Annotated in this window: 13 protein-coding genes; 4 read left to right on the plus strand and 9 right to left on the minus strand. The window is 65.2% G+C overall.

What is annotated here, in order from left to right; genetic code table 11:
* Positions 1-72: 72 nt before the first annotated feature.
* On the minus strand, positions 73-1581 hold the full coding sequence (locus DCO45_RS05930) for an N-acetylmuramoyl-L-alanine amidase (protein ID WP_243419279.1): 1509 nt from the start codon (positions 1579-1581) through the stop codon (positions 73-75).
* An 89-nt stretch (positions 1582-1670) separates the two neighbouring features.
* The gene (gene tsaE, locus DCO45_RS05935) at positions 1671-2162 is read right to left on the minus strand and encodes a tRNA (adenosine(37)-N6)-threonylcarbamoyltransferase complex ATPase subunit type 1 TsaE (RefSeq protein WP_243419260.1); all 492 of its coding nucleotides are present in this window, start codon (positions 2160-2162) and stop codon (positions 1671-1673) included.
* Between the two features lie 84 nt (positions 2163-2246).
* On the opposite strand from tsaE, the gene queG reads away from it, so the two are divergent.
* Positions 2247-3296 (plus strand): tRNA epoxyqueuosine(34) reductase QueG, encoded by a 1050-nt coding sequence (gene queG, locus DCO45_RS05940; protein ID WP_116925237.1) that lies wholly within the window; start codon positions 2247-2249, stop codon positions 3294-3296.
* Between the two features lie 19 nt (positions 3297-3315).
* On the opposite strand, the gene DCO45_RS05945 is transcribed toward queG, so the two are convergent.
* Together DCO45_RS05945 and DCO45_RS05950 are read right to left on the minus strand one after the other, a co-directional pair.
* Positions 3316-3990 (minus strand): GDSL-type esterase/lipase family protein, encoded by a 675-nt coding sequence (locus DCO45_RS05945; RefSeq protein WP_116924983.1) that lies wholly within the window; start codon positions 3988-3990, stop codon positions 3316-3318.
* Between the two features lie 40 nt (positions 3991-4030).
* Positions 4031-4960, minus strand: coding sequence for an AEC family transporter (locus DCO45_RS05950; protein ID WP_116924984.1), 930 nt, complete (start codon positions 4958-4960; stop codon positions 4031-4033).
* Between the two features lie 247 nt (positions 4961-5207).
* Here DCO45_RS05950 and DCO45_RS05955 point away from each other — a divergent pair, with 247 nt between their 5' ends.
* The 3 genes from DCO45_RS05955 (at position 5208) to xerD (ending at position 8377) form a co-directional block, all read left to right on the plus strand.
* The gene (locus DCO45_RS05955) at positions 5208-6149 is read left to right on the plus strand and encodes a tripartite tricarboxylate transporter substrate binding protein BugE (RefSeq protein ID WP_243419280.1); all 942 of its coding nucleotides are present in this window, start codon (positions 5208-5210) and stop codon (positions 6147-6149) included.
* A 217-nt stretch (positions 6150-6366) separates the two neighbouring features.
* Entirely contained in the window at positions 6367-7347 is a 981-nt protein-coding gene (locus DCO45_RS05960; protein WP_027011016.1) for a tripartite tricarboxylate transporter substrate binding protein BugE, read from the plus strand.
* A gap of 67 nt (positions 7348-7414) precedes the next feature.
* Positions 7415-8377 (plus strand): site-specific tyrosine recombinase XerD, encoded by a 963-nt coding sequence (gene xerD, locus DCO45_RS05965; protein WP_116925239.1) that lies wholly within the window; start codon positions 7415-7417, stop codon positions 8375-8377.
* A 46-nt stretch (positions 8378-8423) separates the two neighbouring features.
* Here the strand turns inward: xerD and DCO45_RS05970 are convergent, their stop codons facing one another.
* The 5 genes from DCO45_RS05970 to mfd all read right to left on the minus strand — a co-directional run bounded on the left by DCO45_RS05970 (position 8424) and on the right by mfd (position 16062).
* Positions 8424-9323: a hypothetical protein gene (locus DCO45_RS05970; RefSeq protein ID WP_165841127.1), complete on the minus strand. Its 900-nt coding sequence runs from the start codon at positions 9321-9323 to the stop codon at positions 8424-8426.
* A gap of 223 nt (positions 9324-9546) precedes the next feature.
* Positions 9547-10335, minus strand: a complete 789-nt coding sequence (locus tag DCO45_RS05975) for an SOS response-associated peptidase family protein (protein ID WP_116925240.1) — start codon at positions 10333-10335, stop codon at positions 9547-9549.
* A 127-nt stretch (positions 10336-10462) separates the two neighbouring features.
* Positions 10463-11614: an acetylornithine deacetylase gene (argE, locus tag DCO45_RS05980; RefSeq protein ID WP_116924986.1), complete on the minus strand. Its 1152-nt coding sequence runs from the start codon at positions 11612-11614 to the stop codon at positions 10463-10465.
* Positions 11615-11799: 185 nt separating this feature from the next.
* Complete coding sequence (gene serB / locus DCO45_RS05985; protein ID WP_116924987.1) at positions 11800-12513, minus strand: phosphoserine phosphatase SerB; 714 nt, start codon at positions 12511-12513, stop codon at positions 11800-11802.
* 63 nt (positions 12514-12576) lie between these two features.
* A complete protein-coding gene (gene mfd, locus DCO45_RS05990) occupies positions 12577-16062 on the minus strand; it encodes a transcription-repair coupling factor (RefSeq protein WP_116924988.1) in 3486 nt (1161 codons plus the stop codon).
* Positions 16063-16321: the final 259 nt, after the last annotated feature.

Consider the following 16321-nt stretch of genomic DNA (forward strand, 5'->3'; position numbering starts at 1 on the left):
GCAGCGACTGCACGATGAGCAAGGGACCGCCGAGGCGGTCCCTTTTTTGTGGCTGCAAAGGTGGATCGAAGCTTATACCGTGCGGTTGCGCGCCAGCGGCGGGTTCTTCGCAAAGTAAGCCTGGATGCCGCGCATGATGGCATCGGCCAGCTGGTTTTGGTAGGCGGTGGTGCGCAGCTTGGCCTCTTCTTCGGGGTTGCTGATGAAGGCGGTCTCGACCAGCACGCTGGGGATGTCGGGCGCCTTCAACACGGCAAAACCGGCCTGCTCCACGCGGGGCTTGTGCAGGCGGGCGAACTGGCCCAACTGGCCCAGCACATGGGTGCCGAGCTTGAGGCTGTCATTGATCTGCGCGGTGGTGCTCATGTCCAGGAGCGCGCGCTGCACATGGGCATCGCTGCTGCCGACGCCGGCCACGTTCAGGCCACCCACCATGTCGGCCTGGTTCTCCTTGTTGGCCAGCCAGCGCGCGGCCGAGCTGGTCGCGCCGCGCTCGCTCAGCGCAAACACGCTGGCGCCGTTGGCCGATGGCTTGGTGAACGCATCGGCATGGATGCTGATGAACAGGTCGGCCTGCACACGGCGGGCTTTTTCGACCCGGGTGTTGAGCGGCACAAAGAAGTCGGCATCGCGTGTCATGAACGCGCGCATCGGGTTGCCGCCCACGCTGCTGTTGTTGATGCGCTCGCGCAGCATATGGCCGATCTTGAGCACAATGTCTTTTTCGCGGATACCGCTGGGGCCGGTGGCGCCAGGGTCTTCACCGCCATGGCCGGGGTCGAGCGCGACGATGATGAGGCGGTCGGTGCGCGATGCCGGGCGGCCGCGTGCGGGCGGTGGAGGAGGTGGCGGCGGCGGGGGCGGAGGAGGGGCTGCAGCCACGACGGTGGGCGGCGGCGCGACCGGTGCAACCGGGGGTGCCACCGGGCGGTTGCCACTCTTGGCAATCAGCTCGGCCAGCGGGTCGGCAGCCTGGGCAGCGGCTGCTGGCGATGGAGGGGTGGCGGCCACCACGGTGCCCAGTGCAGCGGGCGCGGGCGGGTCGCCGGCAATCGCAGCAGCTACCGACGGCGGCAGGCTGCTGCCGGCAGCCGGCGGGGGCACAGGGGCCTGCGCTGCTGCCACGGCGCTGTGGCTGTTTTCCATCATGCGCTCGGTGATCAGGCTCTCGAGCGGATCGCTGGGCTTGGCCGGGTACAGGTCCAGCACCAGGCGGTGCTGGTAGGGGGCGACCGGCTTCAACGTAAACACCTGGGGCTTGGCTTCCTGCTTGAGGTCGATCACCAGGCGCACGACATTGGGCGAGTTCTGGCCCACGCGGATGCCGGCGATATTGGGGTCGTCCGAGCGGACCTTGGCCACCAGCTCGCGCAGCGCGGGGTTGAGATCGATCCCTTCGATATCGACCGCCAGGCGCGGCGGCTCGGGCACAAAGCGCTGCTCGGTCTTGAGAGGGGTGTCGGACTCGATCGTGACGCGGGTGTAGTCCTTGGAGGGCCAGAGGCGAACTGCAACGATGCTGGCGCCAAAGGCCAGGTGGCTGCTGCCCAGCAGCAGCACCAAGCTGCCGCCGCGCAGCAGATCGCGGCGCGAGAGACCGTGGTGGCTGGCGGGCGCGCCGTCAGCGGTGGTGAAAGGGGCAGAGGCTGGGAGATATTGCGGGGTGTCGCTCACGCTGAAAACCCTTGGACGATGGCGGCACCTGCCGGGGTGAAGGCCTGCAGATGCACCTGGCGTTCTGATTCGTTGATTGCTTCAATACTGATAGCTACATCGGCAATGGGTGTTACCGCTGCAGCCTTCTGCGGCCATTCTGCCACTTTCAGGCCTGGGCTGGCAAAAATATCCCGGAAGCCGGCGTCTTCCCATTCGCGCGGATCGTCGAAACGGTAGAAGTCAAAGTGCCAGATGGGGAAGTCGCGCCCTTCATGGGGCTCGACCACCGCATAGGTGGGGCTTTTGATGCGGCCCTGCACGCCCAGCGCACGCAGCAGGTGGCGCACCAAGGTGGTTTTGCCCGCGCCCAGATCGCCATGCAAAGTTAGGTAAACATTCGACAGCGCTGCCTGCGCGGCCAGGCGCGCGGCAAAGGCTTCCGTATCGCGCTCGTCTTTCCAGACCAGGTGGAGCGCGGGGTAGGAGGGGCTGGCAGTAGCGTTCAAAATGTCGTTCCCGGGCCGCGCGGGCCCTCAGGTTTTTTACAATGGCAGCACATGGACGCCGCTGATCCCACTTTCATTCAACAGATCAACGACTGGGCGCTGGAGCTGGGATTTTCCCAAATCGGCGTGGCAGGCGTGGATTTGTCGACGGCGGAAACTGGATTGATGCAGTGGCTGGAAAAAGGTTTCCATGGCGAGATGCATTACATGCAGGCCCATGGCCTCAAGCGCGCCCGGCCGGCCGAGCTGGTGCCCGGCACGCTCAGTGTGATTACAGCACGCATGGATTATCTGCCGCAAAACACCCCTGCCGACTGGCAGCGGCTGGAGTGGGAGCGCCATGCCAGGCCTGGCGAGGGGCTGGTGAGCGTCTACGCCCGGGGCCGTGACTACCACAAGGTGCTGCGCAACCGGCTGCAAAAGCTGGCCGAGCGCATCGATGCAGCGCTTGGCGAACACAACCTGGCGCACCGCGCGTTCACCGATTCGGCCCCCGTGCTGGAGGCCGAACTGGCCAGCCGCAGCGGCCAGGGCTGGCGCGGCAAGCACACGCTGGTGCTGAGCCGCGATGCCGGCTCGATGTTTTTTCTCGGTGAGATCTTTGTCAATATCGCCTTGCCGGCGACTGCGCCGGTGACTGCGCATTGCGGCCAGTGCACGGCCTGCATCGATGTCTGCCCGACGGCGGCGATCGTGGCGCCGCAATCGGTCGATGCGCGGCGCTGTATCTCCTACCTGACGATTGAGCTTGATGGCGCCATTCCGGAAGAATTTCGCGCCCCCATGGGCAACCGCATCTACGGCTGCGATGACTGCCAGCTCGCCTGCCCCTGGAACAAGTTTGCCCAGCGTGCGGCGCTGCCCGATTTTGATGCGCGCGGCGCGCTGATGGACCAGCAGCTGCCCCATCTGTTTGCATGGGACGAGGCGACGTTTTTGCGCATCACCGAGGGCAGCCCCATACGCCGCATCGGCCATGCGCGCTGGCTGCGCAATATTGCCGTGGCGCTGGGCAATGCCTGGCGCCAGACGGGCGAGGCGCGCTATGCGCAGGCGCTGCACAGCCGCGCGGGCCACGACAGCGCCATGGTGCGCGAGCATGTGGCCTGGGGGCTGGGCCAGCGTAACGCCTGAGCGCTGGCCGGCCCCCTGATCAGCCGCTGAGAAAGCCCGAGGCCTTGAGCTGCGCGACCAGCAATTCGGTAAAGCGCGCATAGCCTGCCGCATTGGCATGCACCTGGTCGGCGCGCATCGCGTCGTTTGCCAGCACCTCGCTCCAGGCGTTGGCGAGCAAGGGTACTTGCTCGTCCTTGGCCAGCGCCTCGTAGATCGGGTGGTCCTGGATGCGGCCGGTCAGCGCGGCGCTCATGCTGAACTCGGGCACCGCCACCAGCAACACCGGAATGTGCTGCGCCTTGCACTGCTGCAGCATGCTGGCGATCTGCGCCTGGGCCGCTTGCGCGCTTTGGCGGCGCAGCCAGTCATTGCCGCCGGCGCAAACAATCACCAGGGCCGGTTGGTGGGTCTCCAACAGCTGCGGCAGGCGCTGCGCAATCTGGCTGCTGGTTTCGCCGGAGATGCCGGCGTTGATGACGTTCCAGCCGGTGCGCTCGGCCAGCAACTGCGGGTAGGACTGCGCGGCGTTGGCGCCGACGCCCTGGGTCAGCGAATCGCCCAATGCGAGCACCGTGGCGCCAGCGGGCAGCGCAGCGGCGAGTGGCACCTTTTTGCTGCAGGCGGCCAGCCCGGCTGCGGCCAGGCCCAGAAAGGGGATGAGCGCCAGGCGCTGGAGGCTATGGCGGCGTGCGGAATCAATGGTTTTCTCCATAGCCGCCGAGCTTAACCGATGGCCTTGGCAGGCCGCGTTGTTAAACCGGCCACCAGCCCAGCAGGCTGAGTGCAAACGGCAGACTGGCCACGCCGCAGATGGTGGACAAGGTCACCAGCCCCGCGACATAGGCGCCGTTGTAGCCCATGCGGGCGGCCAGCACATAGCAGGTCGATGCGGTCGGCAAGGCCGAGAAGATCAGCAAAATGGCGGCCTGCTGGGCCGACAGCGCCAGCCAGTGGGCCATGCACAGCGCAATCAGCGGCGTGACAAAGTGGCGGATGGCCAGCACTGCGCCGCTGAGCAATTTGCCGCGCGCCAGCAGTCCCAGCTGCATGCCGGCGCCCGCCGACATCAGGCCCAGCACGATGGAGGCCTGGCCGATGCGGGCGACGGTGGGCTCGACGATGGCGGGCAGGCGCAGCCCCAGCAGGTTGCAGATGAGGGCCGTGAGCGTGGCGACGATCAGCGGGTTGCGCAGCAGCTCGCGCATAAAGCCATTTTGCGAGCCCTTGGCCATCGGGTAGACGGCGGCAATATTGAACATGGGCACGCAGACGCCAATCAGCACCGAGATCAGCTGCAGGCCTTGGGGGCCGGCGAGCCGGTCGGCCAGCGCCAGGCCGATAAAGGAGTTGAAGCGAAACGCGATCTGCGCGCTGGCAGCGGCGTCGCGGCTGTCCACCCGCCGGCCCAGCCAGGGCCAGCGCGGCAGGGTGTAGGTCAGGGCCACCGCGACGAGGCCCGTGGCCACGCCGGCCAGCATCAGGTTGGAGGTGCCGTGCCAGTCGATCGGGCTTCTGATGATCGAATAGAACAGCAAGGTGGGAAAGAGGAAGTAGTACACCAGGCTTTCCACCGGCTGCCAGATGGCCCGGTTCAGCGCCGTGTAGCGGCAGACCAGGTAGCCGATCAGGATCAGCGAGAAATCAGGGAAAAGCAGTTGGGCGTAGTTCACCGGCGCAAGCATAGCGGAAGGGCGCTGGCCCCTGCCCGTGCCCTGTCGCCACCGTGTGGGTGCAAGCCCTGCCAAAGCAGTTGCCAATTGCGCTATCCGCCTCCCCGATGCGGGAAAACACGGGCCATCCGCGGCGCGCTTTGGGGCAGAACCGCCAGGCAACACCGCTAGCATGGGAGCTACGTCCAAGCTGGCCCCAGCCAGCGCCCCAGATCCCGAGGAGACCTCCACCATGATGAAACGCCGACTGTGCCTGGCCATGGCACTGGCGCTGGGCAGCAGCGCTGCCCTGGCCGCTGATCCCTATCCCAACAAGCCCATCCGCCTGATCGTGCCGTTTGCCGCAGGCGGCACCACCGACATCGTGGCGCGCGTGATCTCGGAGCCGCTGTCCAAGGCCCTCGGCCAGCCGGTGGTGGTGGACAACAAGAGCGGTGGCGGCGGCACCGTGGGCGCGGCCGAAGCCGCGCGTGCCCAGCCCGATGGCTACACCCTGAGCATCGCGACGGTGTCGACCACGGCCACCAACCCGGCCGTCAACCCCAAGATGCCCTACAACGTGCAGCGCGATTTCACACCCATCATCAATGTGGCGGCGACGCCCAATGTGATTGCGGTGCACCCGAGCTTTCCGGCCACCAACTACCAGGAGTTCATTGCCGAGCTCAAGAAGAACCCCGGCAAGTACTCGTATGCAACGCCCGGCACCGGCAGCATTGCCCATTTGCTGATGGAAATGCTCAAGTCCGAAACCGGCGTGAACGTGGTGCACATTCCCTACCGGGGCGGCGGCCCGGCGCTGAACGACACGGTCGCCGGCCAGGTCAACATGATTTTTGACAACCTGCCCTCGGCCTACCCCTTTATCCGCGACAAGCGCCTGCGCGCCATCGTGGTCGCCGCGCCCAAGCGCGTGGCCGGGCTGGAGTCCATCCCCACGTTCACCGAAGTGGGCGTTCCCGTGGTCAACCGCAGTGCCTATTACGGCATCGTCGGCCCCAAGAACCTGCCCAAGGAGATAGTTGACAAAATCAACGCGGCCACCAAAAAGGCGCTGGAAGACCCGAACGTGCAAAAGCGCATCGCAGAGACCGGCTCGGACATTCTGGGCACGACGCCTGAGGTGTTTGCCCAGCAGATGAAGGACGAATACGCGGCCTACAAGGCGGTGGTGGACAAGCAGGGCATCCAGCTGGACTGATCCCCGTCCCTCGTCTGTTCTGCCTCAAAGCGCGTGCGCTTTTCTAGGGAAATCCTAGGGAAATCACGCGCTTTTTGTGCGGTTGCAGCACGGTTGCGGACGTATTAATCCGGTATAAACGCGCTGTGCTGAAAAAGCATTACGTGGCCGTGCGCCATGCGGGTCATCCACCGGCACGCGAACGACGGCCACACCATTTCAAATGAGGAGATTCATCATGCAACGTCGCTCTCTCGTGGGCCTGACCTTGATCGCTGCTGCCGCAGCCACCTTGAGCACTGGCGCTCTGGCCGATACAAAATACCCTAACAAGCCCATTCGCCTGATCGTTCCTTTTGCAGCTGGCGGCACCACCGATATCATTGCGCGCGTGATCGCTGACCCCCTGGGCAAGGAGCTGGGCCAGCCCGTGGTGGTGGACAACAAGGGTGGTGCGGGCGGCACCATCGGTGCGGTGGAAACGGTGCGCGCAGCGGCCGACGGTTACACCCTGGGTATTGCGACCGTCTCTACGGTGGCCACCAACCCGGCGATCAACCCCAAGATCTCCTACGACCCGATCAAGGACTTCACGCCCATCATCAATGTGGCGGCTACGCCCAACATCATTGCGGTGAACCCGAAGTTCCCAGCCAAGGACTACAAGGAGTTCGAGGCCGAGCTCAAGAAGAATCCCAACAAGTACGCCTACTCGTCGTCCGGCACCGGCGGCATCCAGCACATGCTGATGGAGCTATACAAGAGCCTGACCGGCATCCAGATGACCCACATCGCCTACCGCGGTGCGGGCCCGGCACTCAACGACACAGTGGCCGGCCAGGTCAACATGATCCTGGACAACCTGCCCTCAACCCTGCCTTTTGTGAAGGACAACCGTCTGGTGCCTATCGTCGTGGCCGCGCCCGAGCGCCTGGCGGTGCTGCCCAATGTGCCGACCTTCAAGGAAGTGGGCCTGGAGCCGGTGAACCGCATGGCTTTCTACGGCATCCTCGCGCCCAAGGGCGTGTCCAAGGATGTGGTGGACCGCATCAATGCCGCCACCAAGAAGGTGCTGGCCGACCCTGCGGTGAAGAAGCGCATCGAAGACACCGGCTCGCTGGTGGTGGGCAACACGCCCGAGCAGTTCGCCGAGCAGATCAAGGCCGAGTTCGACGTCTACAAGGACGTGGTCAAGAAGCAGGACCTGAAGCTGGACTGATCCCGACTCATAAAGTCCCAAGCCGCCCGCGCAAGCCGGCGGCTTTTTTCATGCCATGATGCCGGGCATGGCAAGCGCTCCACGATCTGCAAAACCCCCGATAGCCCCTTCAGCCCCTGCCGCCGACCCGGCCCGCACTGCAGCGGCGCACCCGGTGATTGACCGCTTTATCGATGCGGTGTGGCTCGAAGACGGCCTGGCGCGCAACACCTTGGCGGCCTACCGGCGCGACCTGGCGCTCTACGGCCAGTGGCTGGCCGAGGAGCACCGCGGCCAGGCGCTCGAGCGCAGCGATGAGGCCCAGCTGCAGGCCTTTTTTGCCACGCGCATGGGCGACAAGGCCAGCACGGCCAACAGGCGCCTCACAGTGCTGCGGCGCTTTTTCCACTGGGCGCTGCGCGAGTCGCTGATCAGCGCCGATCCCACGTTGCGCATGCTGGCAGCGCGCCAGCCGCTGCGCGTGCCCAAGACGATGACCTCGGCCATGGTGGAGGCCCTGCTCGAAGCCCCCGACGCCGGCAACCCGCTGGGCCTGCGTGACCGCGCGATGCTGGAGCTGATGTATGCCAGCGGCCTGCGCGTGTCGGAGCTGGTCGAGCTGCAAAGCGTGCAGCTCAGCCTGGCCGACGGCATCGTGCGCGTGGTGGGCAAAGGCAGCAAGGAGCGGCTGGTGCCCTTTGGCCAGGTGGCCCAGCAGTGGCTGGAGCAGTACCTGGCCGAGAGCCGGCCCGCCATTCTGGCCGGGCGGCAAAGCGCGGACCTGTTTGTCACCCAGCGCGGCAGCGGCATGACGCGGGTTGCGTTCTGGATGATCGTCAAAAAATATGCGCAGCGCGCTGGCATCACTGCGCCGCTCTCGCCCCACACCCTGCGTCACGCCTTTGCCACGCACCTGCTCAACCATGGCGCCGATCTGCGCGTCGTGCAGCTGCTGCTGGGCCACGCCGACATCTCCACCACCACCATCTACACCCATGTGGCGCGCGAGCGCCTCAAGGTGCTGCACAGCCAGCACCATCCGCGTGGGTGATCGATCTGCGATCTTGGGCTTGCGGCAGTTGACGGAACCGCCGACGCTATTCCACGGAGGTCCACAAAGCAGGTGTTGGCTCCCAATCGGCAGAGGGCTCCCGATCGAGCAGCGCACACACCCAGGCGCCCAAGGCAATATCCAGGCAGTCGCTTGCCGCTTGGGCGCCACCATCTTGCTGGTGGGCCTGCAATGCAAAGGGACGGAAGGCTGTCCAATCCGCCGCCAGGTGGGAGACCAGCAAGCGCGCCAGATCGTAGGACAGCTCGTTCGACGCACCGGTTTGCGAGAACGATTGGCCATTCCAGAAGGACTGGATGCGCCCGGCATTCCAGAACGATTGGTGGCGTGCATGCATCTTGGGGAGGTCTGGGCGCATGCCGGCCGCCGGACTCAGGCGCTGCTCGGTATTGACGGCCAAGCCTTCGTTCAGCCAGGTGGGCAGCGGCAAGTGGTGGACGTAGGCGTGGCTGAGTTCATGCACGATGACAGGCTCCAGCGCTTGGAGGCTGTCGGCCATGGTCACAAAATGCCCGCATCCGGCCTGGATGTACATACCGCTGCTTTCTGCATACTCACCCGCGTCCGGGTAATAGTGCGCGACATAGCGGTAGTAGCTCTCCTTGTCCTGGAACACGATGACCAGGTCATGGCCCCAGAGCGGTACTTCGGCCACGCCCTCCAGCACCTGCAGGATCCGCTGGGCGCTTTTATCGATGTAGCTCAGCATGGCCTTGGAGACCACCGGATCGAGGTTGGACAGCAGGAGCGCCGTGCCGTGTTCGCGCACCCGAAAGTCTGGCCCCAGCGCTATGGACAGATGGTCAAACCAAGCGCGCTCTGCCATGCTCCAGGCCTGGGCCTGTTCCTCAGGGTCTGGCAGATGCGAAACCCATTCGGACACCGCCGACCAGTCGAACAGGGGCAGCCCGTTGGCATCCTGCATGACGGAGGCCAAGACGAGTGGCTCGCCCTGAGACATGGCAATCTGGGCCGCAGCGACAGGCGGCCGGGCTGCTGTATCTGCAGCGGAGTTGGGTACAAGAAAAGAGGTCAGCCAACGAAACATGGAGAGCAGGGTGTCATGAAAACTCTGCCAACTATAGGTTGCGCGGCTTGGCTTGAAGCTCTTGGCGGACTACAGCGTTGTGAATGCGCCTGGCCATGCATCAAATCCCCAGCGGGTTCTTGCGGCCCTTCTCGACCGGGTTGGCCAGCAGCTTTTGCGCGGGGTAGGCGCGCAGAAATTCCTTGGCCTTGTAGGCCGATGAACGCAGCCAGGCGTCATAGGCGCCTTCGTTGAGGATGGCGGGCATGGTCTTGTCGTTGCCGGGCTGCTGGTAGCGGTTCATCAGCGCATGGGCATTGGCGTTGACGGTAATGATCGCGTAGCTGAGCAGCTCGGTGCCGTTGTCGTCGGTCCAGCGGGACCAGATGCCGGCGACACCCATCGGCAGGCCGTCAACGCGGGCAATGCGCGTGGGCTTGGCCTTGCCGGTGCGGTAGTCGTCGGTGACAAAGGCCATCATCGGCACGATGCAGCGCTGGTTGTTCAGCCATGCATCGCGAAAGGCGGTGCTGGTGGAGGCGTTGTCGGATTTGACATTCACCAGCTTGGTGGCGCGCAGCTGGCCATCGGAGGCCGATTTGACCCAGTGCGGCACCAGGCCCCATTGCGCGGGCACCAGCAGGCGGGGTGTGACCAGCGGCGCAGCAGCGGGCGCGGGCTCGGCATCGGCGGGGGCGCCGCTCGCTGCCGCTTCTGCAGCAGCCTGCTCGGCCAGGGCCGCCTTGCGCGCGGCGTTCTCGGCATCGGTGGCGCCTGTCAGGCTGGTGGTGATAAAGAAGCCGGGCCGGCGCGGCGTCATCTTGCGCTCGCCCATCTCTGCAGGGGGCTCTACCTGGAAGGCGCTGAGGTACAGCTCGGGGGCTTTGAGGGCTTCGTATTGGGTGCTCATGGGCGCAATGGTACGTGAAGGCTGCAGCAGCATTCGCTGGCGCCGGTTTCTGGCAGAAGATAAAAAGCCCACCCTGGGGCAGGGTGGGCTCGGTGGCAAGCCTTGCAGCCGCAGTGCGTATTTTAAATCAGAGCGACTGGCCCAGCTTGCGCAGGAAGCGCTCGCAGGCCTCGAGCTGGCTGATCTCGACAAACTCGTTGGGCTTGTGCGCCTGCTCGATATTGCCGGGGCCGCAGACGACGGTGGGGATGCCCAGGTTCTGGAACAGGCCTGCCTCGGTGCCATAGGCCACCTTGCGCGTGGCCTGGTCGGCGGTCAGCGCACGCACCAGCGCGGTGATGGCCGCTTGCTCGCTCGCTTCCAGCGCGGGGGCGGCGGGGCCGGTTTCGATGTCGATGCGGGCATCGGCAAACTCGCGGCGCATGCGCGGCAGCAGCTCGCCGGTCACATAGCTTTGCACCTTGGCCTGGATGCTCTCGGCCGTCATGCCCGGCAGGTTGCGGAACTCGTAGTTGAACTCGCACAGCTCGGGGATGGTGTTTACGGCGATGCCGCCCGAGATCTGGTTGGTGGTCATGGTCGTGAACGGCACGTCATAGAACTCGTCATAGGGGCCGTTGGCCTTGAACTGGTCGGCCACATCGCGGATATGGCAGATCAGGCGTGCGGCGTACTCGATGGCATTGCAGCCCTTGGGGGTCAGCGACGAATGCGCTGCCTTGCCATGCACCTTGCAGCGGTACAGGTTGATGCCCTTGTGCGCGACCACCACCTGCATGCTGGTGGGCTCGCCCACCACGCAGCCATCGGCCTGCTGACCGCGTGCCTTCAAGGCGCGCAGCATCACCGGGGCGCCTGCACAGCCCACTTCCTCGTCATACGACAGCGCCAGGTGGATGGGCTTTTTGCGCGGCATGGCGAGGAACTCGGGCACCAGCGCGACCGATGCGGCGATAAAGCCCTTCATGTCGGCGCTGCCACGGCCGTAGAGCCGGCCTTCCTTTTCGGTCAGGCTGAAGGGATCGCTGTCCCAGTTCTGGCCGTCGACCGGCACCACATCGGTGTGGCCCGACAGCACGATGCCGCCCTGGGTGCTGCCGTCATCGGCAGGCAGGGTGGCAAACAGGTTGGCCTTGTCGCCTTCGGGTGAGTGGATCAGCTCAGCCTTCAGACCCTGGAGGGCCAGTGCGTCACGCACGGTTTCGATCAGGGCGAGGTTGGAGTTGCGGCTGGTGGTGTCGAATGCGACCAGCTTTTCCAGCCAGGAGCGGGTGTTCATAGCGCTTCACTTGGTGTTACATGCAAGTGACTGAGTGTAGGGTGCTTGGGCCCTGGCGGCAGGGCGCGCTGCCTAAGCTGGGGTTGGGTGTTGGGGTTTTAGATGAGATGGCCCAGCGGCTGGGACAGAACGGAAAACGGGAGCACATGGCTCCCGTTGTTGTGCGGCCGGATCGGACGGGGCTATCAGCCCAGCACTTCCAGCAGGCGATCGAGCCCGCCGGTGTTGATCGCCACCTTGGCTTCGGCGCGCACGCGCGGCTTGGCGTGGAAGGCGACCGACAGGCCCACGGCCCGCATCATCGGCAGGTCGTTGCTGCCATCGCCCACGGCAATCACCTGCTCGGGCGTGATGCCCATCAGCGACGCCAGGCCCAGCACGGTGCTGCGCTTTTCTTCACCGTCGCAGATATCGCCCCAGCTCTGGTCGATGAGGCCGCCGGTCAGCTGGCCGTCCTTGACCTCGAACTGGTTGGCGCGCACAAAGTCGATGCCCAGCAGGCTTTTGACATGGTCGGCAAAAAAGGTGAAGCCGCCCGAGACCAGCAGCACCTTGAGGCCGGCCGCATGCGCCGCATCGACCAGGGTCTTGGCGCCGGGGGTCAGGGTCAGGCGCTCTTGCAGCACGCGCTCGATGGCGGCCATCGGCACACCCTGGAGCAGGGCCATGCGCTGGCGCAGGCTGTCCTTGTAGTCGGTGATCTCGCCGCGCATCGCCGCCTCGGTGATCGCGGCCACCTCGGCCTTCTTGCCGGTGATGTCGGCGATCTCGTCGATGCACTCGATGGTGATCAGGGTCGAGTCCATGTCGAACGCGATCAGCTTGTAGTTGGACAGCTTTTGCGGCGTGGCCAGGTTCTGGATCGTCAGGCCAGGGGCGAATTCGGTAGAGGCACTCATGGGAGCTTTTGAGGGGTGAGGGTAGGGGAATGATAAACGGGCTGCGGGATGGGCAAAGGCCGCTCAGGCCGTGGCCACAGCGGTCTGAGCGGCCGAAACGGGCTTGCCCAGGCTGCGCACCACATCGCGCACCATCTGCACGCGGTCCTTGACCTCGGGCAGCGCGCGCTCGATGCGCAGTTTGTCGTTGCCCGCCAGCTTGATGGCCTTGTTCTTCTGGATCAGGCCGATGATGGTCATCGGCTCGATCGGCGGGTTGGGGTGGAAGGTAATGTTGATCACACCGGGCGCGGCATCGACCTTTTGCACGCCAAAGGGCTCGCAGAGCACGCGCAGGCGGTGTACATCCACCAAGGTCTGGGCCTGCGATGGCAGCTTGCCAAAGCGGTCCACGATCTCTTCGAGCAGGTGGTCGATCTGCTCGCTGGTCTTGGCAGTCGCCAGCTTTTTGTAGAACGACAGGCGCAGGTGTACATCGCCGCAGTAGTCGTTGGGCAGCAGCGCCGGGGCATGCAGGTTGATGTCGGTGGCAGCAGACAGGGGGCTGAGCAGGTCGGGCTCCTTGCCTTCCTTCAAGCTGCGCACGGCCTCGGACAGCATCTCGTTGTAGAGCTGGTAGCCGATCTCCATCATGTTGCCGCTCTGGTTGTCGCCCAGCACCTCGCCCGCGCCCCGGATCTCCAGGTCATGCATGGCCAGGTAAAAACCGCTGCCCAGCTCTTCCATCTGCTGGATGGCTTCGAGGCGCTGCGCAGCCTGCTTGGTCAGGCCGTCCAAGTCCGGCACCATCAGATAGGCATAGGCCTGGTGGTAGCTGCGGCCCACCCGGCCGCGCAGCTGGTGCAGCTGCGCCAGGCCAAACTTGTCGGCGCGGCTGATGATGATGGTGTTGGCGCTGGGCACGTCGATGCCGGTCTCGATGATGGTCGAGCACAGCAGGATGTTGTAGCGCTGGGCCACAAAGTCGCGCATCACGCGCTCGAGCTCACGCTCGGGCATCTGGCCGTGGGCCACGGCGATGCGGGCCTCGGGCAGGATCTCTTCGAGCTTCTGGCGGCGGTTCTCGATGGTCTCGACCTCGTTGTGCAGAAAGTAGCACTGGCCGCCGCGCTTCAACTCACGCAGCACGGCTTCGCGAATCACACCGGTGCCTTCGCTGCGCACAAAGGTCTTGATCGCCAGGCGGCGCTGCGGCGCGGTGGCAATCACCGACAGATCGCGCAGGCCATCGAGCGCCATGCCCATGGTGCGCGGAATCGGGGTGGCCGTCAGCGTGAGCACATCGACCTCGGCCCGCATGGCCTTCATCGCCTCTTTGTGGCGCACGCCAAAGCGGTGCTCTTCATCGATGATCAGCAGGCCCAGGTTCTTGAACTGGGTTTTTTCGGACAGCAGCTTGTGCGTGCCGACAACGATGTCGACGGTGCCGTCATCGAGCCCCTTGATCGTGGTGTTCACTTCCTTGCCCGAGCGAAAGCGCGACACCAGCGCCACCTTGATCGGCCACTTGGAGAAGCGGTCGGCCAGGGTCTGGTAGTGCTGCTCTGCCAGCAAGGTGGTGGGCGCGAGCAGGGCCACCTGCTTGCCACCGGTGACGGCCACAAAGGCCGCGCGCAAGGCGACCTCGGTCTTGCCAAAGCCCACATCGCCGCAAACCAGACGGTCCATCGGCTGGGGCGAGATCATGTCCTGGATCACCGCATGGATGGCGGCGCGCTGGTCGGCGGTTTCCTCAAAGCCGAAGTCGTTGGCGAACTGCTCGTAGTCCTGCGGGCTGTAGCGGAAGGCATGGCCTTCGCGGGCGGCGCGGCGGGCATAGATGTTGAGCAGCTCGGCGGCGGTGTCGCGCACCTGCTCGGCGGCCTTGCGGCGGGCCTTTTCCCACTGGCCGCTGCCCAGCTTGTGCAAGGGGGCCTCTTCGGCCGACACGCCGGTGTAGCGGCTGATCTGCGCGAGCTGGCTGACTGGCACATAGAGCACGGCCTTGTCGGCATATTCCAGGTGCAGGAACTCCTGCAGCGCCGGTGTGCCATCGGGGTTCTTCTGGCCCACATCCATGTTGATGAGGCCATGGTAGCGGCCGATGCCGTGCTGGGCATGGACGACCGGGTCGCCCACCTTGAGCTCGGACAGGTCCTTGATCAGCGCCTCGACATCGCTGGCCTGCTCCTGGCGGCGCTTGCGGCGGGCGCCGCCGGTGGCAGCAAACAGCTCGGTCTCGGTGACAAAGTCAATGCCTTGCTCGGCCCAGCGAAAGCCCTTGGCGAGCGCCGCTGTGGCAATGCCGACGGGCTCATCCGTGGTCTGCTGGAACTCGGCCAGCGAATCAAAGGCTGGCGGGTTGAGGCCGCTGGCGCGGAAGAAGTCGAGCAGGCTCTCGCGCCGGCCATCGCTCTCGGCCAGCAGCAAGGTGCGGGCCTGGCGCTGGGCAATGTGCTGCTGCAGCTTGGCGAGCGGGTCCTCGGCGCCGCGCACCACAGCCAGGTCGCCCAGCTTTTGGAAGATGGCGCTGTGCTCCACGTCTTCCAACTGCGGACGCAGCGACAGCTGGGCCATCTGCTTGGCGGTGGCGTAGAACTGGTCGGGGCTCAGGAACAGGCTGTCGGGCGGTAGCACCGGGCGCTCGGGGTCACCCTGCACCAGGCGGTAGCGGTCGCGTGTGTCCTGCCAAAAGCGCTGGAAGGCCGGCTCGATATCGCCATGCAGCACCAAGGTGGCCTGGCTGCCCAGGTAATCAAACACGGTCGCGGTCTCGTCAAAGAACAGCGGCAGGTAGTACTCGATACCGGCCGTGGCCACGCCGTTGCCCATGTCCTTGTAGATGCGGCTCTTGGTCGGGTCGCCTTCGAGCATCTCGCGCCACTTGTTGCGAAAGCGCGTGCGGGCCTCGTCATCCATCGGGAATTCGCGCCCGGGCAGCAGGCGCACATCCTTGACCGGGTAGAGGCTGCGCTGGGTGTCGGGGTCAAAGGTGCGGATGGAGTCGATCTCGTCATCGAACAGGTCGACCCGGTAGGGCACGAGCGAGCCCATCGGGTACAGATCGATCAGGCCGCCGCGCACCGAGTACTCGCCGTGGCTCACCACCTGGGAGACATGGTTGTAGCCGGCCAGCGTCAGCTGGGCCTTGAGGCGCGCCTCATCGAGCTTTTGCCCAGCCTGGAACGCAAAGGTGTAGCCCGCCAAAAAGGAGGGCGGTGCCAGGCGGTACAGCGCCGTGGTGGCCGGGATCAGCACCACATCGGCTTCGGCCTGGCTGATGCGCCACAGCGCAGCGAGCCGCTCGCTGATCAGGTCCTGGTGCGGCGAGAAAGTGTCATAGGGCAGGGTTTCCCAGTCCGGGAACAGGGCTATGCGCAGCTCGGGGGCAAAAAACGCCAGCTCGTCCTGCAGGCGGTGGGCATCGCCCGCGTCAGCGGTGATGATGGCCGTGACGCGCTGTGCTGCGGCCTCGCGGGTGGCCAAGGTCGCGAGCAGCAAGGCATCGGCGCTGCCCGGGGGCATGGGCAGTTGAAAACGTTTTCCGGCGTTGAGTTTGGGGAGTTCCATAGGGGTCCGAACCAGTCCATACACGGACGACAGCCCGGGGCGGCATGCCGCGCCTGGGCCTGTGCAGCCAAGGCCACCCCCTACAAGGGCGCCCCTGGCCGCTTAATAAACAGCAAAAGCACGGGTCTGGCTGACAGCACCGTGCAACCGCTCCATTCTAAAATACCCCCATGAACCAGACCACCCGCAACGAATTGATCCCTGCTGTACCCAGGGCTGCACCCGAGGTGGCTGCGCCGGTGACGGTGCCAGCAGCCGT

Origin of the sequence: Comamonas sp. JNW, assembly GCF_003105075.1 — a bacterium.
GTDB lineage: Bacteria > Pseudomonadota > Gammaproteobacteria > Burkholderiales > Burkholderiaceae_C > Comamonas > Comamonas squillarum.